The following is a 23289-nucleotide window of genomic DNA, read 5'->3' on the forward strand; positions in this document are numbered from 1 at the left end:
CTGCATTCGGCTATACAATAGGATGCAAACTTCAGGTGCTGCACCGTTTGTTAACGCTGTTCTGGCAAGAGTTGCATTCTGTTTTGCGTAGTTTCGGGTAATTCCATTGTTCATGGCAGCGTGTCATACGGCTGGACGCATCTTGCCGCCCGCATTGAGGGATCGGTTGGCGCTGCTGCTTGAAAAGCTTGGGCCGGTCCTCACCAGCAACGATCCGAAGCATTTGGCGCAGCGCATGGCGCTCGTCGCCTTTGCCATTCGTGTCATCAGCGCCGCCATCGCCTTCGTTTCGCAGATCATCCTTGCCCGCGTCATGGGCGAGTTCGAGTACGGCATCTACGTTTTCGTCTGGGTGCTGGTGGTCCTGTTCGGCAATCTTTCCTGCCTCGGCTTCCATACCGCCATCATCCGGTTTCTGCCGCAATATCATGCCCGCGACGCGCTGCCGGAAATCCGGGGGCTGACCACGACGGTTCGTGTCTTCGCGCTGATGTCCGCAACCGGCCTCGCGCTGACCGGCATCGGCGGTCTCTGGCTGTTCGGCGATTTCGTCGACAACTATTATCTCGTGCCGCTCTATCTCGGCATTTTCTCATTGCCGATGATTGCTCTGGGCGATGTCATGGATGGCACGTCGCGTGCCCATAGCTGGGCGGTGTCGGCGCTGAGCCCGACCTATATCATCCGCCCGGTCCTGATTCTCGGTTTCATGATGCTGGCAGTCGCGATCGGCGAGCCGCATACGGCGCGCACGGCAATGATCGCGGCGATGGCGGCGACCTATCTTACAAGCGTTACCCAGTTTTTCATCCTGACCTTTCGCCTGCGCCGCAGATACGTCAAGGGGCCGCGCCGCATCGAATTCGGCACCTGGATCCGCGTTGCGCTTCCGATCTTCCTGATCGAGGGCTTCGGCTTCATGCTGACCAATTCCGACGTCGTGATCGTCGGGCTCTATCTCGACCCGGAAAGCGTAGCGATCTATTTTGCGGCGGCCAAGACGATGGCGCTCGTGCATTTCGTGATGTTCTCGGTGAAGGCCGCTGCCGCGCCGCGGTTTTCCGCAGCCATGGCCGATCCCGATCGGCAACAACTGGCGGTGATTGCAGTTGAAAGCGCCAAGTGGTCGTTCTGGCCGTCGCTGGTGGTCGGCGCCATGGTCCTTGCCTGCGGCAATTTCCTGCTGTCGCTCTTCGGCCCGGCCTTCACGTCCGGTTACACGCTGATGGCGATCCTGTTTGCCGGGATCATGGCCAAGGCGCTGGTCGGTCCAGCCGAAGCCTTTCTCACCATGGCCGGTCAGCAGAAGCTTTGCGTGGCGCTCTACGCCACGGCACTCGTCGCCAACCTGATACTCAACACCACGCTCATTCCGATGTTCGGGTTGACGGGCGCAGCCTTTGCCACCGCCGGTGCCATGGTTGTCGAAGCCATCCTCCTTCATGTCGCAGTCCGCCGCACCTTCGGCATCACCCTGTTTGCCTTCGCCGACCCGCATGCAAGAACCATCAAAGCAGAGGCTACCCGCTCATGACCGGCAACCGCCATTTTCCCGATGACGCCAACAGCCGGTCGGCCCGTATCCTCGGCGGTCTTGCGCCGCCGACACCGGAACATCCCCTCGCCGACAATACAGTGGCAATCGGTCGTCCGGGCCGGCAGCTTTGCATCTATCCCGCACGGCAAGGCTATGAACTGCAGTCCGAACTGGATTTCCTGTCCAACCGGGCGATGGAGCCGAACGTCTTCTTCACCGGTCGCTTCCTCGCGCCGGCCATGCCGCGCCTCGAAGACCGCATCATCCGGCTGGCCCTGATCCGCGACAGGGATGACCGGCGCAGCCGCATTCGCTTCCTCATGCCGTTTTCGATCGAGAAACCCGGTTTTTCCATCGGCGCGCCGATCATTCGCGCGTGGTCCAATCCGTTCGGGCCGCTCGGCGTCCCGCTTCTGGATGCCGAGGATGCCGCCGAGACGATCGACAATGTCTACGAAGCGCTGTCCAGTCCCGCCATCGGCCTGCCTGGCGTGCTAGTGCTTCCCGACGTGCGGCTAAAAGGCAAGTTCGCCCAGCTTGCTCGTGCCGTCGCCATCGGCCGGAACCTGCCGCTGACCGTGACCGACACTTTTACTCGGCCGATGCTGGAAAGCCTTCAGGACGGACAGACCTATTTGCGTCAGGCAATCAGCCGTTCGCATCTGAAGGAACTGCGCCGCCAATGGAATCTGCTCGAGAAACTGGGCAAGGTTTCCTATCACGTTGCCCGCCAACCCGGCGAAATCCGCGTCCGCATGGAGGAATTCCTGGCGCTGGAAGCCAGCGGATGGAAGGGCCGCCAGCGCACGGCAATGGTGCTCGACCGCTACCGCGCCGCGTTTGCGCGGGAAGCGATCACCAATCTCTCCGAAGCCGACAGCGTGCGTATCCACACGCTCGACTTCGACGGCAAGGCGATCGCCTCGATGATCGTCTTGATGATGGCTGGCGAAGCCTACACCTGGAAAACCGCCTATAACGAAGAATATGCCAAATATTCGCCGGGCAAGCTGCTGCTGGCGGAATTGACCGAATGGCATCTCGACGACGCGAACATCGTCCGTTCCGACAGTTGCGCCGTGCCGGATCATCCGATGATCGGCAGGTTGTGGCAGGAGCGCGAGGATATGGGCACACTGGTGATCGGCCTGCACCAGAACCGCGACCGCGATGTTCGTCAGGTTGCCGCCCAGTTGCACCTCTATCGCAACACGCGCAACATGGCGCGCCTGCTGCGCGAGAAGATCAGATCGCTCGCGCCGCGTCTGTCGCGGTAGGAACGGCATCCGCCATCGCCCTGTCGCGCAGGATGCGGCGGATGACCTTGCCGGAGGTGGTCAACGGCAGGCTGTCGAGGAACTCGATCTCGCGCGGATATTCGTGCATCGACAGGCGGGTCTTCACCCAGTTGCGGATATCCGTTTCCAGCGCGGGATCGGCCTTGTGACCCGGCTTCAGCACGATATAGGCCTTGACGATCTCGGTGCGCACCGGATCGGGCTTGCCGATCGCCGCCGCAAGCTGGACGGCCGGATGACCCGCGAGGCAATCCTCGATTTCGCCGGGGCCGATCCGATACCCGGACGAGGTGATGACATCGTCGTCGCGGCCGAAGAAGGTGACGTAGCCTTCCTCGTCCTGGACACCCTGGTCGCCCGTCGTCATCCAGTCGCCAATGAATTTTGCCGCTGTTGCCGCCTCGTTCTTCCAGTATCCGAGGAACATCACCGGATCGGGTCGCCGCACGGCCACCTGTCCGACCGTACCGGCGGGAAGGGCCCTGCCCTCGCCGTCGATGATCGCGACTTCATGGCCCGGTGCGGCCTTGCCCATCGATCCGGGCTTCAGCACGCCGAGATTGGCAGCGGAGGACAGCACGATGTTGCATTCCGTCTGGCCATAGAACTCGTTGACAGGAATGCCGAAGGCAGTGCTTGCCTGTTCCCAGGTCTCGCGTCCGAGGGCTTCACCGGCAGAACCGATGGTCCTGAGGTTCAACCGATAAAGGGAGCGCGGATTTTCGACCGATTTCATCAGCCGCAGCGCCGTCGGGGGAATGAAGGCGTTGCGCACATCCATCTCTTCCAGAATGCGGAACGCCATGTGCGGATCGAATTTCTGCCCAGGCGACGAGACAACGGGAACGCCCAGCAACAACGACGGAAGAAGCGCGTTAAGCAACCCGCCTGCCCAGGCCCAGTCGGCCGGCGTCCACATCCGGTCACCCGACTGCGGCAGGAAAGCATGATGAAACTGAAAGCCCGGGACATGGCCGAGCAGAACCCGGTGACCATGCAGCGCGCCCTTGGGCGGACCGGTAGTCCCCGACGTGTAGATCATCATTGCCGGATCATCAGGCGTGGTATCCGCCGGTTTGAACGACAGTGCTGGCGTGTTGGCCAACTCTTCGAAAGGGATCGCGCCCGGTGCATCGCCATCGGTCAGCACAATACATTTCAGGTCCGGCAAGCGGCTACGAATCTCCGCGACCTTTTCGTGGCCATACCGATTGGTGACGAGGGCCGAGGCTCCCGCGTCGCGCAGCCGGTACTCCAGCGCCTCGACCCCGAACAACAATGCTAACGGCAGTGCAATGCCACCCAGCTTGTAGATGCCCGCATGCGCGATCGCGGTCTCGAACCCTTGCGGGAGCAGGATCGCCACACGATCTGCGGGCATGACGCCTCGATCAAGGAGTCCTTGTGCGAAAGACGAGGAGCGGGCAGCAAAGGCGCCATAGGTCAAAGACAGGTGCTGGCCACCCGGGTTGAAATGCTGCAGGCAGATCCGATCCGAATCACGGACCGCCCAATCATCACTGACCGCGACGCCGATGTTAAACTTCTCCGGAACATTCCAGCGGAAATCGCGGCAGAGTTGTTCATATGTATCGCGGATGGGAAGCATCGTAGACCCGAAAGATATTCGCTGCACTGCAATAACACTTCCAGCGTGGAAACTTCAACAGTTTCCCGGTATTTCAATCAACCACGTTGCGAATTTCAATCAACAATAATAAGGTTTCTGTTGCAGTAAAAATATTATCTTTTTTCAATTGGGGGCTTATTCAATGGCTGTTTTTACATCGTTTTACCCGGGTGGAGTTACGCCTGACAAATACAAGCCCGCGCTTCCCGACTTCGACTACATGCCGTTTTTCGAGGAAGTCGTCGACCTGAGTAAAGCGACGCAGAATGGCGCGGCAACGGCGACAACAATCAAGTTCAATCTCGTCAATGGCTTGAAGCTGAAGCTTGTCGGAACGGATTTCAAGTTCGACTCCAAGGGAAATCCGACCGACGGCACCATCACTGCTTTCGAAGTCTACCTCAACGACGGCACCACCAAGATGCAAACTCTTACGGGTTTGAACGTCGATCTTGAGGCTTTCTATGATACCAAGGATCTCCTCGATCAATACAGCCTTGCGCGCTACCTGATGCGGGGCAATGACACGCTGAAAGGCAGTAGCGGGGAGCAGACCCTGATCGGCTATGGTGGCGACGATACCTTCATCGGCGGAACCGGCGACGACTTTGTCCTCGGTGGCGAAGGCAAGGACACCTATGATGGCAATGGCGGCTTCGATACCTTGTCGTTCGATGACGCGTATTACACCCCGTCCGCCTATCGCGGCATCAATCTGGATGCGTCGACCGGCAAGGTTACGGACCAATTCGGGAATGCCGAAACCTTTACCCAATTCGAACAGTTCCGTGGCACCCAATTCGCCGACACCTTCAAGGGATCCAGTGGCGACGACGAGTTCATGGGGCTCGGCGGACGCGACAGCATCAACGGCGGTGCAGGCTTTGACGTTGCCCTCTATCATCGCGATTCTCGACGTGGTGGCACAGGCTCGGTGACTGTCGATCTCGAAACGGGAAAAGCCACCGATGGCTTCGGAAAGACCGATACCTTGGTCAGCATTGAAGGCGCGCGGACGGGCGACGCCGCAGACAAGCTGTACGGCAACGACGCAAACAATATCCTGAGAAGTGGCGCGGGCAACGATCTCTTGGCAGGCGGGCTGGGCAACGACGTGCTGCGCGGCGAAGATGGCAAGGATATCTTCCTGTTCGACAGCAAACTCAGCGCCACGACGAATGTCGATGAAATCCAGGATTTCAGTGTAGCCGACGACACGATCCGTCTCGACAATACCATCTTCACGAAACTGACGGGAACTGGTGCTCTTTCTTCAGGGCAATTTACCAAGAACACGACTGGCCTGGCGACAGATGCGGCCGACCGGATCATCTACGAGAGCGACACCGGCGAGCTGTATTATGACAGCAACGGCAATGCCAGCGGCGGGTCGGTTCTTTTCGCAACGATCGGCACGGGCCTCGCCGTGACTGCAGCCGATTTCTTTATCGTCTGACGGCCGCAGCGGTCACGAGGCGAAGGCGACTTCCCGGCAGTTGCGGTCATTAAGCGCGCCGAGCAGTTCGTCCTGCGTCTTGTAGCCTGCGAAGAACAGATCGATCACGGCACTGGCTGCGCTCACCCCCTCCTGGCTGCGCAGCCGGATGCTCCTTTCGGCGCACCATGAGAAGAGCGCGCCCGACAGGGCATCGACGTCATCGAAAGCTGCGCAGGACGTAACGGACTGGGACATGCTCGACCTCCATGTGTGCCGATTGGGGATGAATTTGTTCCAGACTGATCACGACGGCGCTGATTTGCAATGGCGATGCGGATTGGCAGTTAATATCCCGCTGGACCTGTCCTGAATTGGAGCAGGTCTGGTCTGCTGCACAGCAAAAAGCAGCTTTTGATTGTGGCAACGCCACTGAAATTGCGGACATTCGATACTCCACCGCTCTCCTATTGCATGTCTTACGAATCGCGCCCGTTCTCTCAAAATGCCGGAGGCGACGGGAAGTAGCCGCAAATTGGGCGGTGTGCGGAATTGGTTTTGCACAACCCATTCGCCTAACCCCGTATGGCGAAAGGTCAATCGTGCGTATCGTCGATTCCTGCAAATCAAACGCGAGCTGAAAATTTGGCAACGCTCTTAGATTGACAGAGGCCGCGCCCCAGAGGAAGGTGTGGCCGGTTGTTGCCGAGGCCGTTGAGGGAGAGATCAATGTCAGGTTGCACTTATCAGATCGCCAAAACCATCTTGATCGTTTCAACACTTGCTTGGCCCCGCATCGCAACCGCCCAAAGCGAACAACAACCGGCGGCAGCCCCTCCCTCCGTCACAGTGACGACCGTTGTCGAGAAGGATATTCGCCCCTCGGTTTCCTTTACCGGACGAATTGAAGCGGTGGACAAGGTCGAGTTGCGCGCGCGTGTCGATGGCTTCCTCGAGAAACGCCTTTTCACCGAAGGGCAGGATGTCAAGGAAGGAGACCTGCTCTTCGTGATGGAGAAGGGCCAATACGAGGCGGCTGTCGTGCAGGCCGAAGGCGCGATCCAATCGGCTGAGGCCGCACTGGAACTGGCCAATGTCGAAGTCGACCGGCAGACGGCCCTCGTCGCCAAGAATGCCTCTCCGCAGAACCAGCTCGATCTCGCGATCGCCAAGCAGAGCGAAGCGAAGGGCAGCCTGGCGCAGTTGAACGCGACGCTGGACAAGGCCAAGCTCGATCTCAGCTACACGGAAATCCACGCGCCGATCGCCGGCCGCATCGGCCGCTCGGCCTATTCTGTCGGCAACTTCGTCGGCCCCTCCAGCAATGTCCTCGCAACCGTCGTCAGCCAGGATCCGATCTACGTGAATTTTTCGGTCTCCCAGCGCGAAATCCTGGCGATCCGTGAAAAGCTCGGAAGCCAGGGCACGATGGGCGACAACGTCAATGCCGCCGTCGTGCATGTGGTGCTGGCCGATGGCAAGCGCTATGCCGAGCCCGGCAAGGTGAACTTCGTGGATGTGACCGTTGACCAGGGCACCGACACCGTGCCGGTCCGCGCCAGCTTCTCCAATCCGGACCGGATTCTGATCGACGGACAACTCGTCAATGTGATCGTCGAAGGTGGCACCGCCGAAAAATCTCTTGTCGTGCCTCAGGCAGCGATCCAGATCGACCAGTCCGGCCCCTTTGCGTTGGTCGTGACCACCGACAACAAGATCGAGGTCCGCAGGATCGAACCCGGACAGGTTCAGGGGAGCGAACTCTCCGTGACCAAGGGACTTTCCATCGGCGACCGGATCGTGACGGAAGGCATCCAGCGGGTTCGTCCCGGACAAGTTGTCGATCCTGTTGAAGCGAAGTCGGGGTCCTGAGCCATGCTGTCGGGTATCTTCATCGATCGGCCACGGCTCGCGGTCGTCATTTCGCTCGTCATCACCATTGCCGGCCTTGTCGCGTTGAGCGCCATCCCGATCGCCCAGTTTCCGGATATCGTGCCGCCGCAGGTCTCGGTGACCGTCAGCTATCCCGGCGCCAGCGCCGAGACGGTCCAGCAGTCTGTTGCCCAGCCGATCGAATCCCGCGTCGTCGGCGTCGATAACATGATCTACATGAAATCGACCAGCGGCAACGATGGCAGCTACACCCTGACCGTCAGCTTCGCCGTCGGGACCGATCCCGATATCAACGCAGTCAATGTGCAGAACCGCGTCAACCTCGCAGAAGCGCAACTGCCGCAGGAAGCGCGGGCGCAGGGGATCAGCGTCAAGAAGAAGTCATCGGCACTGATGCAGATCATTGCTCTGACATCGAAGGACGGGAAGCAGGATCAATTGTTTCTGTCGAACTATGCGACGATCAACGTCATCGATGGCCTGAAGCGCATTCCCGGCGTCGGCGACGTCACGCTGCTTACGCCATCCGACTACAGCATGCGCATATGGGTGACGCCGGAAAAGCTGACGAACTTCGGCATGACCCCGAGCGATATCGTCGCCGCTCTCCAGAAGCAGAACGTGCAGGCCGCCATCGGCCGCATTGGCGCGCAGCCCGCTTTGCCGGATCAGCAATTCCAGCTGACGATCCAGACGAAAGGCCGTCTGACCAGCGTCGAGGAATTCGAAAGCATCGTGCTCAGGGCGCAGCCCGACGGCTCCTTCGTGCGCATCCGCGACGTGGCGCGCGTCGAACTCACCTCGAAATCGGCTGAGCAGATCGGACGGCAGGACGGTACACCGGCTGCCGTTCTCGGCATCTACCAGTCACCCGGCGGCAATGCGATCGCCACCGCCACGGCGATCGACACCTTACTAGAAAAGCTCAAGCCGTCGTTTCCAGACGGCGTCGAATACAAGGTGACCTACGACACGACCGAATTCGTCAATGAAAGCATCCACGAGGTCATCAAGACGCTGGTCGAAGCCTTCATCCTCGTCGTGATCGTCGTCTATCTGTTCCTCGGCAGCGTGCGCGCCACGCTCATTCCGCTGATCGCCGTTCCCGTCTCGCTGATCGGCACCTTTGCCGTGATGATGGCGCTCGGGTTTTCCGCCAATACCGTTTCGCTGCTGGCACTCGTTCTAGCGATCGGTATCGTGGTCGATGACGCAATCGTCGTCGTCGAGGCCGTCGAGGCGCATCTCGAAAAGGACCCCAGCATCTCACCGGCGGAAGCGGCCCGGCGCGCCATGGGCGAGATTACCGCCCCGATCGTGGCGATCACCCTCGTCCTGCTCTCCGTATTCATTCCTGTGGCCTTCATCCCCGGCATTTCCGGCGAACTGTTCCGGCAGTTCGCGGTGGCGGTTTCCGTCTCCATGGTGATTTCGGCTATCAACGCGCTATCCTTGTCGCCTGCACTCTGCTCGGTGCTTCTGAAGGCCCAGCACGGCCCGAAGCGCGGCCCGATCCGCTATGTCCTGCAGGGGATCGACTATGCCCGGGACGGTTATGCATCCGTCGTACGGCGTGCCGTTCGTTTCGCCTTTGTGGGTCTGGTCCTCCTCGTCGGGCTCGGCCTCACGACGGGTTGGCTGATGAAGGTGACGCCGACCGGCTTCCTGCCGTCCGAGGACCAGGGTGCCATCTTCGGTGAAATCGTGCTGCCGGACGGCGCTTCCGTGAACCGAACAAATGAGACTGCAAAGCGTGTCGAGGAGATGTTGCGCAAGACCGAGGGCGTCGATGGCGTCATGTCGGTGGTCGGCTACAGCTTGCTTGATGGGCAGGTGAAATCGAATGCCGGGCTTATGGTCATCACACTGAAACCGTTTGCCGACCGCGCCACGGTGGAGCTTTCCGTCAACAGCCTGATTGCAAAACTGACCGCCGAACTGCAAGCGGAGGTCCGCGACGCCAACGTCATCGTCTACAACCTGCCGCCGATCATCGGATTGGGAACCGGTAGCGGTTTTGAATACCAGCTCCTGAGCCTCACCGGCAGCGACGCCACGCAGATCGCCCAGGCGGCGCGCGGCCTTGTCTTTGCCGCCAACCAGGATCCGGCGCTCTCCCGCGTCTTCACAACGTATGCCGCCAACACGCCGCAACTCTATCTCGATATCGACCGTGAGAAGGTACAGACGCTCGGCATCCAGGTTTCCGACGTGTTCAATGTGCTTCAATCGGTTCTCGGCAGCGCCTATGCCAACGACTTCAACCTGTTCGGCCGCACCTGGCAGGTGACGGTGCAGGGCGAGGCATCGGAGCGCTCGAAGGTCGACGACATCTACCGGATCAATGTCCGCAACAACAAGGGTCAGATGGTGCCGATCCGGGCCTTCGCCGAAGCGCGCCTGATCCTCGGCCCGCAGATGATCGTGCGCTACAACAACAATGCCAGCGCGACGATCAACGGCGGCCCCGCCCCCGGACGCAGTTCCGGCGAAGCGATCGCGGCCATGGAGGCCGTCTCCGCCAAGACGCTGCCGCCCGGCTACAGCTATGAATGGACCGGGACCGCGCTGCAGGAAATCGAGGCCAGCGGCAAGACCTCGATGATCCTGGGGCTCGCGGTGCTGTTTGCCTACCTGTTCCTCGTCGGCCTCTATGAAAGCTGGACCATCCCGGTCGCGGTGCTGCTATCGGTCACGGCCGCCATCACCGGCTCCATGATCGCGTTGAAACTCGCCGGGCTCGACAACAACATCTATGCCCAGATCGGTCTCGTCGTGCTGATCGCGCTGGCGGCGAAGAACGGCATTCTGATCGTCGAATTCGCGATGGAGCGCCGCAAGCATGGGTTGGGCATTTCGGAAGCGGCTGTCGAAGGCGCCCGCGAGCGCTTCCGCGCCGTCATGATGACCAGCTTCGCCTTCATCGCCGGCCTCGTGCCACTCGTCATCGCCGAGGGCGCGGGCATGCTCAGCCGCCGCGGCGTCGGCACCGCCGTCTTCGGCGGCATGCTCGGCTCGGCGCTGGTCGGCATTTTCCTCATCCCGATGCTGTATGTGAACTTCCAGTGGCTGCGGGAAAAGGCAAAGTCGATCGGGAAGAAGACGGAAGAGTGAATTAAAGCAACACGTCACAACAACTGGCGTGTTGCTTACCCTGATTTCCGCAGATAGGATAGTGTTGCGCCGAATAACTCGCCATCCAGAGCGGATTTACTTATATTCCGGATCAATAATATTCTCGGCGCACTGCCTTGAGACGTTTGGTTCACGTTGAACGTCGCGGCTTGGCAGCACCTCGGGAGGGAAAACATGAGCGATATCGTGGTATTGGCCGGAAAGGCGAAAGGCTACCGTTTCGAGGCCGTCGATGGCCGGCTGACGGTCGTGGACATAGACGCCACCGATGGCAATACTGGCACAACAAGCCTGACTGATGCAAAGACTGTCCGGTTTGACGACGGTGATGTCGATCTGGGTGCCGACACAGTCTCGCGGGTTGGAGAGGTCAAGATATCGAGCGCTTCAAACCGCGCGTCCCTCGTTCTCGACGATGGTAGCTACTATCTTTCTTGGCTGACATCCGTATCAAACAGCAACACGGATATTCACATTCAGCGTTACGATGCGGCAGGCACGGCGACCGGAGACGAGGTTGGCGTCACTATCGCAGCAAGGGCCTCGGTCATTATCGACCCATCGGGAAGCTTTGTCGTTGTCGGTAACGAATTTGATAGCGATGGCGTTGTCAACCGAACGTTTGTGCAACGCTATGACGCGATGGGGGGAATCGTTAGCGGAGAAGTCGATCTTGTAGATGCGTCCAAGGTCTACACGCTGAGCGATGGTGGCTTCGTTACCACCTCAGCCCGGTCTGACGGACTTTATGTTCGTCTCTACGATACCAATTTTGCCCCCATCAACACAGAGACGAAGCTGGACTCTCCGTTGGACGCAGAGGCGTTCCGCGCGATAGCCGTAACGCAGTTGGAGGACGGTACATATGTCGTTTCCTGGGCAACCTTTAGAGTCCGAAATTATGGTACCGAAGACCAGTATTCCCAAAGATACGATCATTTACAGGTTTTTTCCGCCGATGGCACAGCGTTAAGCGGAGGAAAATACATGCCGTACACACCCGAGCAAGGTGTGGCAGCATTGCAAGACGGTGGTTTCGTTGTGACATCTGTAGACGAGGATGATTCTGCATACCCGGGTGACATTGTGTTGCGGCATTTTGATGCCGATGGCGTGCCGGTCGGCGGCCAAATTGCGGTGAGCATCACAACAGAATTCTCCCAAAGATCACCATCCGTTGCCGTACTTAGCGATGGTAGCTATGTCGTCGTTTGGCTGTCACAGCGCACCGCGTTCGGGAAAGACGACATTCTCGCGCGCCACTTCGACTCCGATGGCAATGCAATCGGCGGAGAAATACGCATCAACACGACAAAGGGGGACGCAAACTTTGTCGCCGGCGAGCGCTCCATTATTGCGTTGGCAGACGGTGGATATATCGTGAAGTGGACGATGGAAGATTCACCGGGCATCTTCACTCAGCGCGTTGACGCCAACGACAACCTCGCGGCTTTCGACATCAGCGGCACGGCCGGCAATGATACGCTCAACGGCGGCGCCGGTGTCAGAATCGATGGCCTTGCCGGTGACGATATCCTCAATGGCGTATTCATGGTGGGCGGCGATGGCAATGACACTTATTTCGTCAATAATGTCGTCGACAGGGTCATCGAAAAATCGGGGGGCGCCAGTGGTGTCGACACGGTTCGCGCCGGTATTGACTATGTCCTGAGCGACAACGTCGAGAACCTCATCCTCACCGGCTCTGGGTACCTTAAAGGAACAGGCAACGACCTCGACAACACCATTACCGGCAACAACAGCCCATCCAATAAGCTGACGGGAAATGGTGGAAACGATGTGCTGAATGGCGGATCCGGCAACGACACTCTCATTGGAGGCAGCGGCAACGATACGCTGAACGGCGGCCTCAGTGGCGACCAGATGGAGGGCGGAACAGGAAATGATACCTATTATGTCGATGGATATTCCGATCGAATCACCGAGGTCAGTAACCGCGCGTCTGGAGGCATCGATACAATTATTTCCACCATCAGCCTCAATCTCCACAGCCTTGTCGAAAATCTCACGCTTGCGGGAACGGCAAACGAGTCGGGCATGGGAAACAGTCTGGACAACATCATCATCGGCAACAGCGGAAACAATGGTCTGAGCGGTGCTGCCGGCAAAGATACACTCGTGGGTGGGGCTGGGAATGACAGCCTCAATGGTGGGACTGGCATAGACAGGATGGAAGGCGGCACGGGGAACGACTATTACTTTGTCGATCAGACTACTGATGTGGTGATAGAATCCAGCGCTTCAAACGGCGGGATCGACACCATTATCTCCAGCGTCGCGCGCAGCCTCGGTGCCTATCAGGAGAACCTGACCCTGACCGACAGCCTGGCGATCAACGGCAACGGCAATTCGCTTGATAATACACTTATCGGCAATGCGAACGCAAACACCCTGCGCGGCTTCGACGGCAATGATGTTCTGGACGGTGGCGCCGGCGCGGACACCCTGGATGGCGGCATCGGAAACGACGTGTTCATCCTCGCCAACGGCTTCGACACGATCATTGACAGCGGCGGCAATGACGTCATTCGTTCGACGATCAGCCGCACGCTCGTTGACTACAGCTTCATCGAGCGCCTCACACTTCAGGGAACGGACAATATCAACGGCACCGGCAACGCCTTCAAGAACACCATTACCGGAAATGATGGTGACAACACCCTGGATGGCGGCGGCAGTCAGGATACGCTCGCCGGCGGCCTCGGCAACGACAGATACATGCTCGCCGCAGGGAACGACACCGTTAGTGACAGCGGCGGCATCGACACGATCTATTCGACGATCAGCCGTTCACTGATGAGCTATGCCGAGATCGAACGGCTGACACTACAAGGTGGAGCCAATATCAACGGCACGGGCAATCTGTTGAACAACAGCCTCGCCGGCAATACCGGGAACAACACCCTCATTGGCGCAGCGGGGAACGATATTATCTCTGGTGGCGCCGGCAACGACATCCTAATCGGCGGTACCGGCAACGACACGCTGACCGGAGGGTCCGGGAAGGACGCGTTCGTGCTGAATGCTCCGCCGAGCGCATCGACCAATGTCGACCAGATTGCCGACTTCTCCGTTGCCGATGATACGATCAGGCTGGAAAACGCCATCTTCACCAAGATCGGTGCCGCAGGCGCGCTGTCTTCATCCGCCTTCGTCCGCAACTCGACCGGCCATGCCACGACAAGCAGCCAGCGACTGATCTACGAAAGCGATACCGGTGAACTCTATTACGACAGCAATGGTAGCGCGTCTGGCGGCAGCGTGCTGATCGCCGTCATGGACCCGAACCTCGCCATGACCTACAAGGATTTTATCATCATCTGAGATACCGGCGCGCAAACGCCACTCAGCCGGACATCGAAGCGCCTCACCGGTCCGCGCCGTGTGAGACTTCGGTGACGCTGGCCCCATCCGGGTTACCCTGTAGACGTGCCAAGCAGACGTCCGGAGGCGACATTCACGCACTCAAGCCCATAAACCCAGATATGTCGTCACTTGAGATGCGAGGTGGTGCCCCGTGCCGGAATCGAACCAGCACTCCTCTCGGAACCTGATTTTGAGTCAGGCGCGTCTACCAATTCCGCCAACGGGGCACGGATACCTTTGCGGTAGTAAAATGCGTGTACACGATGCGTTTCCAGGCGGTCAACCGGGATTTTGAATATCACCGGCCGAGAATCACAAAACTGTGCAGTTCGCGCCTGCAGCAAGTCATTTACAGCACGACGGTTCCTGCTAAAAGGCTTTGACCTCAACAGGAAGAACCGCATGCTCCGACGCCTTTACGACTGGACAATGTCGCTCGCCGCCCGGAAATCCGCAGAAGCCTGGCTTGCCATCATCGCCTTCGTCGAGAGCTCCGTCTTCCTCGTTCCCGCCGACGTTCTCTACCTGCCGATGGCGCTGGCAAAGCCGGAGAAGGCCTATCGCTACGCCTTCGTGGCGACGGTCGCGTCCGTGCTCGGCGGCATCGCCGGCTGGTATATCGGACACTATGCCTTCGAGACGCTCGCCAAGCCCATCCTGCATTTCTACGGCAAGCTCGAAGCCTTCGAGACGATGAAGGCTTCGGTGGGTTACGAGACGCTGGTGCTGCTGCTGGTGACCTCGGGTCTCGCGCACCTGCCGCCGATCAAGGTGGTGACCATCCTGTCCGGGGCCGCCAATATCAATCTCGGCCTGTTCATCATCTCCGCGATCATCGCACGCGGCGCCCGTTTCTACATTCTGGCCTGGCTGCTGCGCCGTTACGGCGAGGAAATCCGCCATTTCATTGAAAAGCGGCTGGGTCTGCTTGCAGCGGCGGCCGCCGGTGTGCTGATCGCCATGTTCGCCGCCTATCGTTTCCTTGCCTGATCATTCCATCGTGCTGAATTCCATGGAGCCCGCCTTGAGCGACAGCCTCACCTCCCCTGACCGCCGCCTCCTGCCCTCCTTCCTTGTGACGCTGGGCATGGCGGCTACCGTTGGCGGCGCGCTCGCCTTCGAGCATATCGGTGGCTATATTCCCTGCGCGCTCTGCCTGATGCAGCGCACGCCCTATTACTGGGGCATTCCGATCGGCATCATCGCCATCGTCAGCTCCGTGGTGAAGCTGCCGGTGCGACTGACCCGCGTCCTGCTCGGCGTCATTGCCATCCTGATGCTGGTGGGTGCCGGCATCGGTATCTATCACGCCGGCGTCGAATGGCACTTCTGGGAAGGCCCGGCGACCTGCGCCACCAGTGCACAGGGCGTCTCCTCCAATGTCGGCGACCTGCTCGGCGATCTCGACAGCAAGCACGGCCCCTCCTGCACGGACGCGGCGCTGCGCGTGCTGGGGCTATCGTTTGCCGGGTGGAACGTGATTGCGAGCGTGATTTTGGCTGGGATTGCGCTGCGTGGGGTGAGGACGAAGTAAGTCCAGCGGGATTATGGCCTCAGCACGAAACCTAGCCAAGAAAAGTCTGTGTTTCAGGCAGCTTCGTAGGCACATCGCGCAATGAACTGAAGAATGCCATCAAACTCGGTTCGGATCAGACCGCCGTCTGTATTCCAGTAAAGAATGGTCTCCGTCACGATGCCGTCATCAACCTTCATCACATACAAGCCTCCTGCCTCGTCGTCCGAGATAGCCAGCAACCCTGCCGGCAGGAAGGGGGATGCTTCGGACTGTTTCAGCGGAAGATAAAACTCGCTGTCCGGGTCGGCAGAAAAGATATTGGTAAAGCCAAAATATCCACCGCCATAAATTTGCAGAAATGCCCGATACGAAGCCGGCAAACGCAGGCCGATTTCATCCTCCACCCTTTTCAACTGAACTTCAGTTGCCGGGCGATCAGATGTTGCCGGCCCAAAAAGAGATGGCTTTTGCAGCTTGTAGTGTTCATGAATTTTGTTGAATTCTTCCATCGTCATAACGCAATCCCGTTGTATGGCATTCCAGATCGGGGAAAATCAGATTTTCGCTCGCCGCCAACCCGCCGCCTGAGCTTCGTCTTCCGAGCAAAACCATCTCTCGCCATTCAGCCATGAAATCAAGGCATCGTCGTAGTAACTGTCTGCCGGCAGATGGTAGATTTTTTCTCGGTCCTCAGCGGCGATATTGCCTTTGATATCGCAGGCAGGATCGTAGATGTGGCGCGGAATATGGATCCATCCACCAGCAACAAGAAATGAGGTAGCGGCAACAGCCAAAAAGGTGATGGCAACAACGAAACCGAATGACAACGTTCCGGAAATATGCTTCGCCGACCGTTGAATATCCTCGCTCAAAACAGCGAATTTTTGAGACGGATCGCCGTGTTTTACCCGCCGAAAAAGCGTTACATTTTTTGCCATAATGCAGGGTGACAAAAAAATCTGAAATTAGAATAAAGCCTGCCCACGCGTGGGGCACAAAACCACAGAGGCTAACTGGCCAAGAATTGGCTGGTCACCTTTTAGCAGCACGGAAAGCCAGCCCTTAAGGCTGCAGTTCCACATCCCAATAGAGATAGTCCATCCAGCTTTCGTGCAGATGGTTCGGCGGGAAGAGGCGGCCGTTGTTGTGGAGGTCCTGCACCGTCGGGTGGAAGGGCTTCTGGTGCGGGAACATACCGGCCTGGCGCGGCAGCTTGCCGCCCTTGCGCAGATTGCAGGGCGAGCAGGCGGCAACGACGTTTTCCCAGGTGGTTTGGCCGCCGCAGCAGCGCGGGATCACGTGGTCGAACGTCAGGTCGTCCGGCGAGCCGCAATACTGGCATTCGAACCGGTCACGCAGGAAAACGTTGAACCGGGTAAACGCCGGATGGCGCGAGGGCTGGACGTAGCTTTTCAGGCAGACGACACTGGGCAGTCGCATGGAGAAGCTGGGGGAAGAGACCTGATGATCGTATTCGGCCAGGATATGCACGCGGTCTAGGAAAACGGCCTTGATCGCGTCCTGCCAGGACCAGAGCGACAAGGGGTAATAACTCAGCGGCCTGTAATCGGCGTTCAACACGAGCGCCGGAAGGCCATGTGGTGAGACTGCAATCGTCAAGCCAGTAAACTCCTGCTCGATTCGGCACCTGCACCTTCTATATTAGGCGCGTTGCGTCAGGATTGTGAAGCCAAAAGGAAAAAGGAAACAAAAGATTCGGTTTTTACCTTAAGGTGTCACCGGCATGCCGTCGCGGCGCATTTCGGTGGCATAATAGGCCCAGAAAAGCCGCGCCGCGACACTGCGCCAGGGCGCCCAGATTTCCGTCAGCGAATCGAGTTCGCGGGCGGACGGCCGCATCTCCAGCATCAGGGCGTGCCCGACAGCGTTTTGCAGCGCCACGTCGCCGACCGGAAAGACATCCGGATGGCCGGCGCAGAAGAGAAGATAGACTTCCGCCGTCCATCGGCCGACGCCCTTGATGGCTGTCATCTCGCGGATGGCGGCGGCACCCTCGATCGAACAGATCGCCTCAAGATCAAGCTCTCTCGACAGGACGGCAGCGGCGACCCGCCGCAGCGCATCGGCTTTCGCCCTCGACAGGCCCAACTGGCGGCAATCGTCATCCGACATCGAATGGACGGTGTCAGCATTGATGTCTCCCAGAGATGCTTCCATCCGCGACCAGATGGCGGCGGCGCTCGCCTTGGACACCATCTGCGAGACGATGATATTGGCAATGCCGCGATAGCCGGGATCAGTGCGACGCAGAGGCACGGGGCCGGCCTTCGACACGACATGCTCCAGCCGCGCATCGAGCATCACCAGCCCGCTCAGGCCGGCGGTGATATCCTCATGCGTGCGGATAATCCGCATGGTCTGCTTCCTCCAGCGCCGACACCGTTTCGACGACCGATGGCCGGCCAAACCTATGGCCGGGTCGGCGTTTCCGTGGCAAGACAAGGTATGGATGAAGCCTTGCCAAAACAACCCGTTTTCCGTTTCGCGCCAAGCCCGAACGGTCTCCTGCACCTCGGCCACGCGCTCTCGGCCATTCTCAACAACGATATGGCGAAGGCACGAAACGGGCGCTTCCTGCTGCGGATCGAGGATATCGACAGGACCCGCTGCACGCCGGAATACGAAGCGGCTATTTTTCAGGATCTCGGCTGGCTGGGGCTCGACTGGGAGACACCCGTCCGGCGGCAGTCGGAGCATCTCGATCTCTACCGTCAAGCACTACAAAAGCTGATCGACCGTGACCTTGTCTATCCATCCTTCCTGACCCGCAGCGAGATCAAGGCTCGGGTTGCAGCATTCGAGAAAGATGGGAATATCTGGCCGCGCGATCCCGATGGCGCGCCGGTCTATCCGGGCGACGAGCGGGACTTATCCCCGTCGGAAAGACGGGACAGGCTTTCGAGCGGCAAGCCGCATGCCTGGCGGCTGGATATGGAAAAGGCCGTCGCCCAGTTGGCGGACCCTCTCAACTGGCAGGAAAGCGGCGCCGGGCCTGACGACGAAACCGGAGCGATCGTCGCCGACCCGGCCCGCTGGGGTGATGTGGTGCTGTCGCGGTCGGATGCACCGTCGAGTTATCATCTGGCGGTGACGCTGGACGATGCTGAACAGGGCGTTACCCATGTCGTGCGCGGGCGTGACCTGTTCCACGCCACCTCTGTTCACCGGCTGCTGCAGCGCCTGCTCGACCTGCCAGAACCGCTTTACCACCACCACCGCCTGATCCCCGGCGAGGACGGGCGCAAGCTTTCGAAAAGCAATCGTGATATCGGGATTTCCGCATTCCGCGAGACCGGCACGACGCCGGCGGATGTCCGTGCGATGATCGGCCTATAGGGCGTTCTTGCCTGGCACGTCCGGAACTTGCGGGGCATCCACCGTTTCCACAGGCTTGTCCTCGTCCTTCATGCCCCGGATATGGCGGATCACCATGCGCTTGACCTTGTATTTCATGATCGCGGCATTGATCTCCGCACCGATGATAAAGATGGCGCCGACGATATAGAGGAAGACCAGCGCGATCATGATCGACGCCAGGCCCGCATAGGTCGAGACATAGTTGGCGAAGGTGGCGAGATAGGAAGCAAAGACATAGGCGCCGATCGACCAGGCGATCAGCGTCAGGATGATGCCCGGCAGCACGTCGAGGATCTTGCGGCGACCATCGGGCAGCCAGAGATGGCTGACGATCAGGCCGGTGGTCAGCATGATGAAGACGCCGACAAGGCTCCAGCTGTCGATCCAGGCCAGGAGATTGTCGAACCAGGGCACATAGGTGCTGGCATAGCGGATGGCGAGCGGCACGGCGACGAGCAGGATGCTGACAATGGCCAGCACTAGAACACCGGCCAGCACGAAAGCAAGGCTGGCAATACGGGTCTTGTACCAGGCCCGGCTTTCGGCCACCCGATAGGCGCGATTGAGGGAGATGCGCAGCGCCTCGACGCCGTTCGAGGCAAAGTAGGCGGCCGCCAGCACCGATATGGTCAGAAGCCCGCCGCGCGGGATGGTCAGAACCTGGACGACCTCATCGGAAATCGGTTTGGCGATCGATTCCGGCCAGGTATCGAAGATGAAATGCACCGCCGTGGTGGCGAACTGGTCAGCGCCGAGAAAGCTGCCGAGCGCGGTGCCGAAGATCAGGAAAGGAAAGATCGCCAGAAGCGTGGAAAGCGCCACATGGCTTGCCATCGCCCAGCCGTCATCCTCGCTGAAATGCCAGACGGCATCGAAGACGACCTTCCAGGCGATGCGTATGAAAGCCGGCATTCTCTCTCCCGGAGCGTTGATGTCAGTCGGATTGTAACCCGTTCCTGAATATGGGAAACCGGACCGCGATTTCTACAGGAAAAGCCAATCATGACCGACCGTCCCTCGATAATCATCACCGGCTGCTCCTCCGGCATCGGCGCCTGGTGTGCGCGCGCACTGCAAAAGGACGGCTGGCGCGTCTTTGCCACCGTGCGCCGGCAGGCCGACCTCGAAAGCCTTGAAAAAGACGGTATCGAGGCGTTCCTGATGGATTATACGAAGCCGGAGACCATATCGGATCTGGTCGATCAGGTTTTTGCCCGAACCGGCGGCCGGCTGGATGCCTTGTTCAACAACGGCGCCTATGGCCAGGCGGGCGCGGTGGAGGACCTGCCGACGGAAGCGCTACGGCTGCAACTAGAGACCAATGTCATCGGCTGGCACGACCTGACCCGGCGGGTCATCCCGGCGATGCGGACGCAGGGGCATGGGCGGATCGTCCAGTGCTCATCCATTCTGGGCATTGTGCCGTACAGATGGCGCGGCGCCTATAATGCCTCGAAATTCGCTTTGGAGGGGCTGACGCTGACCATGCGGATGGAACTGGCCGGCAGCGGCATCGAGGTCAGCCTGATCGAGCCGGGACCGATCGAATCGCGCTTCATGGCCAATGCCATCACGCATATCGAGCGGTTCATCGATCTGAAGGGCTCGATGCATGCGGCGGAATATGAACGGCAGATGCGGCGGCTGACCGGCGCCAGCGGCCCCGTTGCCGGCAAGCTCGGCCCCGATGCCGTCTACGATGTGCTGAAACGCGCCTTGACGGCCAAGAAGCCGAAGCCGCATTACGTCGTGACGCAACCGGCCAAACAGGGCGCGCTTTTGAAGAAGCTGCTCCCGGCCGCACTGTTCTATCGTTTTATCGGCCGTCTCGGCTGAGCTGAAAGGCAAGGATACGCGCATGCAAAGTTTTCTCACCGGCCTGACCCTGCTCGTCATGGGCCTCGTCGTCATCGTTCTCATTCGCGGCCTGCTGACCATGGCCAAGGGCGGCAGCGGCAACACGTCGAACAAGCTGATGCAGGCCCGCGTCTTCCTGCAGGCAATCGCGGTCCTGCTGATCATGCTGACGCTTTGGATCACCGGCGGCGGTCGCTAAACGATGGTCAAGCTCAACAAGATCTACACCAGGACCGGCGACGACGGCACGACCGGCCTTGCGGCTGGCCCGCGGCGTCTGAAGAGCGACCTGCGCGTCGAGGCCTATGGTACGGTCGACGAAGCCAATTCCTTCATCGGTCTGGCGCGGCAGCATACCGGCGATCTCGTTACGCTCGACGCCATGCTGATGCGCATCCAGAACGACCTGTTCGATCTCGGCGCCGATCTCTCCACGCCCGACACGGGCGAAACCCTGCCCTATGAGCCGCTACGGATCATCGCGGCGCAGGTGACACGGCTGGAGGCGGAGATCGACCTGCTTAACAGCGATCTTGACCCCTTGCGTTCCTTCGTGCTGCCCGGCGGCAGTGGCGCGGCATCGACCCTGCATATTGCCCGTACGATTGTCCGGCGCGCCGAGCGGCATATGGTGGAGCTAGCCCGCATCGAGGGCGAAACGATCAGCGAGCCGGCGCTGGAATATGTCAATCGCCTCTCCGATTTCCTCTTCGTCGCGGCCCGCTGGACCAACGACCAAGGCAAGTCGGATGTGCTTTGGGTTCCGGGAAAAAACAGGTAAGGTTTTCGCACGGCCAAGCCTTCAGGGGACCTCATGTTCATACCGCTGCACGACGCCAACTCCCTGAAGCATATCAAGGTCCAATATGTCACCATAAGTCTGATCATCCTGAACACGCTGATCTGGCTGGTGACCGGACCGCTGCTCGCGCCGGAAGAGTTCTCCAACGCAACGACGATGGGGCTCGGCTATATCCCCGCCATCGCCTTCGACTATGCCCATCTGGCGCCGAACCTCGTTCTGGTTCCCGACGAAGCCACTTACATCACCTATTCCTTCCTGCATGGCGACTTCTGGCATTTGTTCGGCAACATGATCTTTCTCTGGGTGTTCGGAGACAATGTCGAGGACGCACTGGGGCATGTCCGCTTCCTCATCTTCTATCTCCTCTGCGCAGCCGCCGGCGCCTTTACGCATGGTCTCGTGAATACGGAATCCCAGGCGCCGCTGATCGGCGCGTCCGGCGCCATTTCCGGCGTCGTCGCCGCCTATTTCCTGCTGCATCCGAAGGTCCGCGTCTGGGTGCTGGTGATGTTCCGCATCCCGCTTCCGCTTCCCGCCTTCATTCCGCTGGCGCTCTGGCTTGGCCAGCAATTCTTCATGCTGGTCATCGATCCCGATGGCGGCATCTCCTGGGGCGCGCATGTCGGCGGCATCATTGCAGGCCTGATCCTGGTGGTCATTTTGCGACGCCGGGATGTTCCGCTTTTCGACCGGACGATCGTCACCCCGCGCGCCGTCCGGCATGTCGAGGCGACTGTCGCGACGCCGGCCGACCCCGCTTCGGAAACACCGGTGAAGCCGACGCTTTGGGGCAGGCCGTCGTAAAGCCGAACCACGGAAATCCGCAGCATCCGGAAATTAGCAGATGGAACAAGGCATTGGGTGGATGAGGCGGGAATAGGCACCCGATGTCGAAATGGTGAAATGACAGCAGCGGCGAGATTCTGATTGACGCGCACGTAAACGTCAGTATTTTTCCCGTGACAATCTTTCAGGGAGCCTGGAGGCAAAGATTGTAATTGGAGAAAAAACGCGTATCGATGTCGCCAATCGACAATCAGGCCGCTGCGTTAAAGCGCATTTTCTCGCAAACGTTTCGTAAGGAAGGACATCATGAAAATCCTGGTCACCGTCAAGCGTGTCGTCGACTACAACGTGAAGATCCGCGTGAAGGCGGATGGGACGGGTGTCGAGCTTGCGAATGTGAAGATGTCGATGAACCCGTTCGACGAGATTTCGGTGGAAGAGGCTCTGCGTCTGAAGGAAGCCGGCAAGGCCGAGGAAGTGGTGGTGGTTTCGGTCGGTCCGGCCAAGGCGGAAGAGACGCTGCGCACGGCGCTCGCCATGGGTGCCGACCGGGCGATCCTGGTCGAGACGGACGATGCGGTCGAGCCGCTCGCCGTTGCCAAGATTATCAAGGGTGTGGCCGAGGCCGAGCA

The 23289-nt window shown here is 59.5% G+C and carries 21 protein-coding genes and 1 tRNA gene; 14 read left to right on the plus strand and 8 right to left on the minus strand.

What is annotated here, in order from left to right; all coding sequences use genetic code 11:
- Positions 1 to 112: 112 nt before the first annotated feature.
- Positions 113 to 1534 (plus strand): lipopolysaccharide biosynthesis protein, encoded by a 1422-nt coding sequence (locus ASG68_RS13500; RefSeq protein WP_062581598.1) that lies wholly within the window; start codon positions 113 to 115, stop codon positions 1532 to 1534.
- Complete coding sequence (locus ASG68_RS13505; RefSeq protein WP_062581600.1) at positions 1531 to 2814, plus strand: GNAT family N-acetyltransferase; 1284 nt, start codon at positions 1531 to 1533, stop codon at positions 2812 to 2814. Before ASG68_RS13500 ends, ASG68_RS13505 begins: the two co-directional genes overlap by 4 nt.
- Here the strand turns inward: ASG68_RS13505 and ASG68_RS13510 are convergent.
- The gene (locus tag ASG68_RS13510) at positions 2783 to 4444 is read right to left on the minus strand and encodes an AMP-binding protein (protein WP_062581602.1); all 1662 of its coding nucleotides are present in this window, start codon (positions 4442 to 4444) and stop codon (positions 2783 to 2785) included. The genes ASG68_RS13505 and ASG68_RS13510 overlap by 32 nt on opposite strands.
- A gap of 163 nt (positions 4445 to 4607) precedes the next feature.
- Here ASG68_RS13510 and ASG68_RS13515 point away from each other — a divergent pair, with 163 nt between their 5' ends.
- The gene (locus tag ASG68_RS13515; protein WP_062581604.1) at positions 4608 to 5921 is read left to right on the plus strand and encodes a calcium-binding protein; all 1314 of its coding nucleotides are present in this window, start codon (positions 4608 to 4610) and stop codon (positions 5919 to 5921) included.
- Between the two features lie 12 nt (positions 5922 to 5933).
- Here ASG68_RS13515 and ASG68_RS13520 read toward each other — a convergent pair whose 3' ends face one another.
- Positions 5934 to 6158, minus strand: a complete 225-nt coding sequence (locus ASG68_RS13520; RefSeq protein WP_062581606.1) for a hypothetical protein — start codon at positions 6156 to 6158, stop codon at positions 5934 to 5936.
- Positions 6159 to 6629: 471 nt separating this feature from the next.
- Between ASG68_RS13520 and ASG68_RS13525 the strand changes: the two genes are divergently transcribed.
- From ASG68_RS13525 to ASG68_RS32765, 3 genes are all read left to right on the plus strand, one after another.
- Positions 6630 to 7772 carry an efflux RND transporter periplasmic adaptor subunit gene (locus ASG68_RS13525; protein WP_062581608.1) on the plus strand — a complete coding sequence of 381 codons (1143 nt, stop codon included), beginning with the start codon at positions 6630 to 6632 and terminating at the stop codon, positions 7770 to 7772.
- Positions 7773 to 7775: 3 nt separating this feature from the next.
- The gene (locus ASG68_RS13530; protein ID WP_062581610.1) at positions 7776 to 10907 is read left to right on the plus strand and encodes an efflux RND transporter permease subunit; all 3132 of its coding nucleotides are present in this window, start codon (positions 7776 to 7778) and stop codon (positions 10905 to 10907) included.
- A 195-nt stretch (positions 10908 to 11102) separates the two neighbouring features.
- Entirely contained in the window at positions 11103 to 14273 is a 3171-nt protein-coding gene (locus tag ASG68_RS32765) for a beta strand repeat-containing protein (protein WP_062581611.1), read from the plus strand.
- Between the two features lie 184 nt (positions 14274 to 14457).
- Here ASG68_RS32765 and ASG68_RS13540 read toward each other — a convergent pair.
- Positions 14458 to 14542: transfer RNA gene (locus ASG68_RS13540), tRNA-Leu, on the minus strand.
- 175 nt (positions 14543 to 14717) lie between these two features.
- On the opposite strand from ASG68_RS13540, the gene ASG68_RS13545 reads away from it, so the two are divergent.
- Both ASG68_RS13545 and ASG68_RS13550 read left to right on the plus strand, forming a co-directional pair.
- Positions 14718 to 15305 carry a YqaA family protein gene (locus ASG68_RS13545; protein ID WP_062581613.1) on the plus strand — a complete coding sequence of 196 codons (588 nt, stop codon included), beginning with the start codon at positions 14718 to 14720 and terminating at the stop codon, positions 15303 to 15305.
- Positions 15306 to 15327: 22 nt separating this feature from the next.
- Entirely contained in the window at positions 15328 to 15849 is a 522-nt protein-coding gene (locus ASG68_RS13550) for a disulfide bond formation protein B (RefSeq protein WP_156373852.1), read from the plus strand.
- 53 nt (positions 15850 to 15902) lie between these two features.
- Here the strand turns inward: ASG68_RS13550 and ASG68_RS13555 are convergent, their stop codons facing one another.
- The 4 genes from ASG68_RS13555 to ASG68_RS13570 form a co-directional block, all read right to left on the minus strand.
- Entirely contained in the window at positions 15903 to 16346 is a 444-nt protein-coding gene (locus tag ASG68_RS13555; protein ID WP_062581616.1) for an SMI1/KNR4 family protein, read from the minus strand.
- A gap of 39 nt (positions 16347 to 16385) precedes the next feature.
- Positions 16386 to 16769 (minus strand): hypothetical protein, encoded by a 384-nt coding sequence (locus ASG68_RS32410; RefSeq protein ID WP_244484226.1) that lies wholly within the window; start codon positions 16767 to 16769, stop codon positions 16386 to 16388.
- A 124-nt stretch (positions 16770 to 16893) separates the two neighbouring features.
- Positions 16894 to 17451, minus strand: a complete 558-nt coding sequence (locus ASG68_RS13565; RefSeq protein ID WP_062581620.1) for an HNH endonuclease — start codon at positions 17449 to 17451, stop codon at positions 16894 to 16896.
- A gap of 108 nt (positions 17452 to 17559) precedes the next feature.
- A complete protein-coding gene (locus tag ASG68_RS13570) occupies positions 17560 to 18207 on the minus strand; it encodes a DNA-3-methyladenine glycosylase family protein (RefSeq protein WP_062581622.1) in 648 nt (215 codons plus the stop codon).
- A 90-nt stretch (positions 18208 to 18297) separates the two neighbouring features.
- Here ASG68_RS13570 and gluQRS point away from each other — a divergent pair, with 90 nt between their 5' ends.
- Positions 18298 to 19188 (plus strand): tRNA glutamyl-Q(34) synthetase GluQRS, encoded by an 891-nt coding sequence (gene gluQRS, locus ASG68_RS13575; RefSeq protein WP_062581624.1) that lies wholly within the window; start codon positions 18298 to 18300, stop codon positions 19186 to 19188.
- On the opposite strand, the gene ASG68_RS13580 is transcribed toward gluQRS, so the two are convergent.
- Positions 19183 to 20121: a YihY/virulence factor BrkB family protein gene (locus ASG68_RS13580; RefSeq protein ID WP_244484228.1), complete on the minus strand. Its 939-nt coding sequence runs from the start codon at positions 20119 to 20121 to the stop codon at positions 19183 to 19185. The two genes, gluQRS and ASG68_RS13580, sit on opposite strands and share 6 nt — an antisense overlap.
- A 90-nt stretch (positions 20122 to 20211) precedes the next feature.
- On the opposite strand from ASG68_RS13580, the gene ASG68_RS13585 reads away from it, so the two are divergent.
- The 5 genes from ASG68_RS13585 to ASG68_RS13605 form a co-directional block, all read left to right on the plus strand.
- A complete protein-coding gene (locus ASG68_RS13585; RefSeq protein ID WP_062581627.1) occupies positions 20212 to 21045 on the plus strand; it encodes an SDR family oxidoreductase in 834 nt (277 codons plus the stop codon).
- Positions 21046 to 21067: 22 nt separating this feature from the next.
- Positions 21068 to 21265, plus strand: a complete 198-nt coding sequence (locus ASG68_RS13590; RefSeq protein ID WP_062581628.1) for a twin transmembrane helix small protein — start codon at positions 21068 to 21070, stop codon at positions 21263 to 21265.
- Between the two features lie 3 nt (positions 21266 to 21268).
- Positions 21269 to 21847: a cob(I)yrinic acid a,c-diamide adenosyltransferase gene (locus tag ASG68_RS13595; RefSeq protein WP_062581630.1), complete on the plus strand. Its 579-nt coding sequence runs from the start codon at positions 21269 to 21271 to the stop codon at positions 21845 to 21847.
- Positions 21848 to 21880: 33 nt separating this feature from the next.
- Positions 21881 to 22675, plus strand: a complete 795-nt coding sequence (locus ASG68_RS13600) for a rhomboid family intramembrane serine protease (protein WP_062581631.1) — start codon at positions 21881 to 21883, stop codon at positions 22673 to 22675.
- Between the two features lie 288 nt (positions 22676 to 22963).
- On the plus strand, positions 22964 to 23289 hold a 326-nt coding region (locus ASG68_RS13605), incomplete at its 3' end, for an electron transfer flavoprotein subunit beta/FixA family protein (protein WP_413814014.1).

The sequence above is a fragment of the Rhizobium sp. Leaf453 genome (assembly GCF_001425605.1).
Taxonomy (GTDB): domain Bacteria; phylum Pseudomonadota; class Alphaproteobacteria; order Rhizobiales; family Rhizobiaceae; genus Pararhizobium.

Bases quoted from the DNA above. Each gene is read 5' to 3' on its own strand.
- ASG68_RS13545 (WP_062581613.1), top strand. From the start codon at position 14,718: ATGCTCCGACGCCTTTACGACTGGACAATGTCGCTCGCCGCCCGGAAA.
- ASG68_RS13500 (WP_062581598.1), top strand. From the start codon at position 113: ATGGCAGCGTGTCATACGGCTGGACGCATCTTGCCGCCCGCATTGAGG.
- ASG68_RS13515 (WP_062581604.1), top strand. From the start codon at position 4,608: ATGGCTGTTTTTACATCGTTTTACCCGGGTGGAGTTACGCCTGACAAA.
- ASG68_RS13510 (WP_062581602.1), bottom strand. From the start codon at position 4,444: ATGCTTCCCATCCGCGATACATATGAACAACTCTGCCGCGATTTCCGC.
- ASG68_RS13555 (WP_062581616.1), bottom strand. From the start codon at position 16,346: ATGACGATGGAAGAATTCAACAAAATTCATGAACACTACAAGCTGCAA.
- ASG68_RS32765 (WP_062581611.1), top strand. From the start codon at position 11,103: ATGAGCGATATCGTGGTATTGGCCGGAAAGGCGAAAGGCTACCGTTTC.
- ASG68_RS13505 (WP_062581600.1), top strand. From the start codon at position 1,531: ATGACCGGCAACCGCCATTTTCCCGATGACGCCAACAGCCGGTCGGCC.
- ASG68_RS13520 (WP_062581606.1), bottom strand. From the start codon at position 6,158: ATGTCCCAGTCCGTTACGTCCTGCGCAGCTTTCGATGACGTCGATGCC.
- ASG68_RS13590 (WP_062581628.1), top strand. From the start codon at position 21,068: ATGCAAAGTTTTCTCACCGGCCTGACCCTGCTCGTCATGGGCCTCGTC.
- ASG68_RS13600 (WP_062581631.1), top strand. From the start codon at position 21,881: ATGTTCATACCGCTGCACGACGCCAACTCCCTGAAGCATATCAAGGTC.
- ASG68_RS13570 (WP_062581622.1), bottom strand. From the start codon at position 18,207: ATGCGGATTATCCGCACGCATGAGGATATCACCGCCGGCCTGAGCGGG.
- ASG68_RS13530 (WP_062581610.1), top strand. From the start codon at position 7,776: ATGCTGTCGGGTATCTTCATCGATCGGCCACGGCTCGCGGTCGTCATT.
- ASG68_RS13580 (WP_244484228.1), bottom strand. From the start codon at position 20,121: ATGCCGGCTTTCATACGCATCGCCTGGAAGGTCGTCTTCGATGCCGTC.
- ASG68_RS13550 (WP_156373852.1), top strand. From the start codon at position 15,328: ATGGAGCCCGCCTTGAGCGACAGCCTCACCTCCCCTGACCGCCGCCTC.
- ASG68_RS13585 (WP_062581627.1), top strand. From the start codon at position 20,212: ATGACCGACCGTCCCTCGATAATCATCACCGGCTGCTCCTCCGGCATC.
- gluQRS (WP_062581624.1), top strand. From the start codon at position 18,298: ATGGATGAAGCCTTGCCAAAACAACCCGTTTTCCGTTTCGCGCCAAGC.
- ASG68_RS13525 (WP_062581608.1), top strand. From the start codon at position 6,630: ATGTCAGGTTGCACTTATCAGATCGCCAAAACCATCTTGATCGTTTCA.
- ASG68_RS32410 (WP_244484226.1), bottom strand. From the start codon at position 16,769: ATGGCAAAAAATGTAACGCTTTTTCGGCGGGTAAAACACGGCGATCCG.
- ASG68_RS13595 (WP_062581630.1), top strand. From the start codon at position 21,269: ATGGTCAAGCTCAACAAGATCTACACCAGGACCGGCGACGACGGCACG.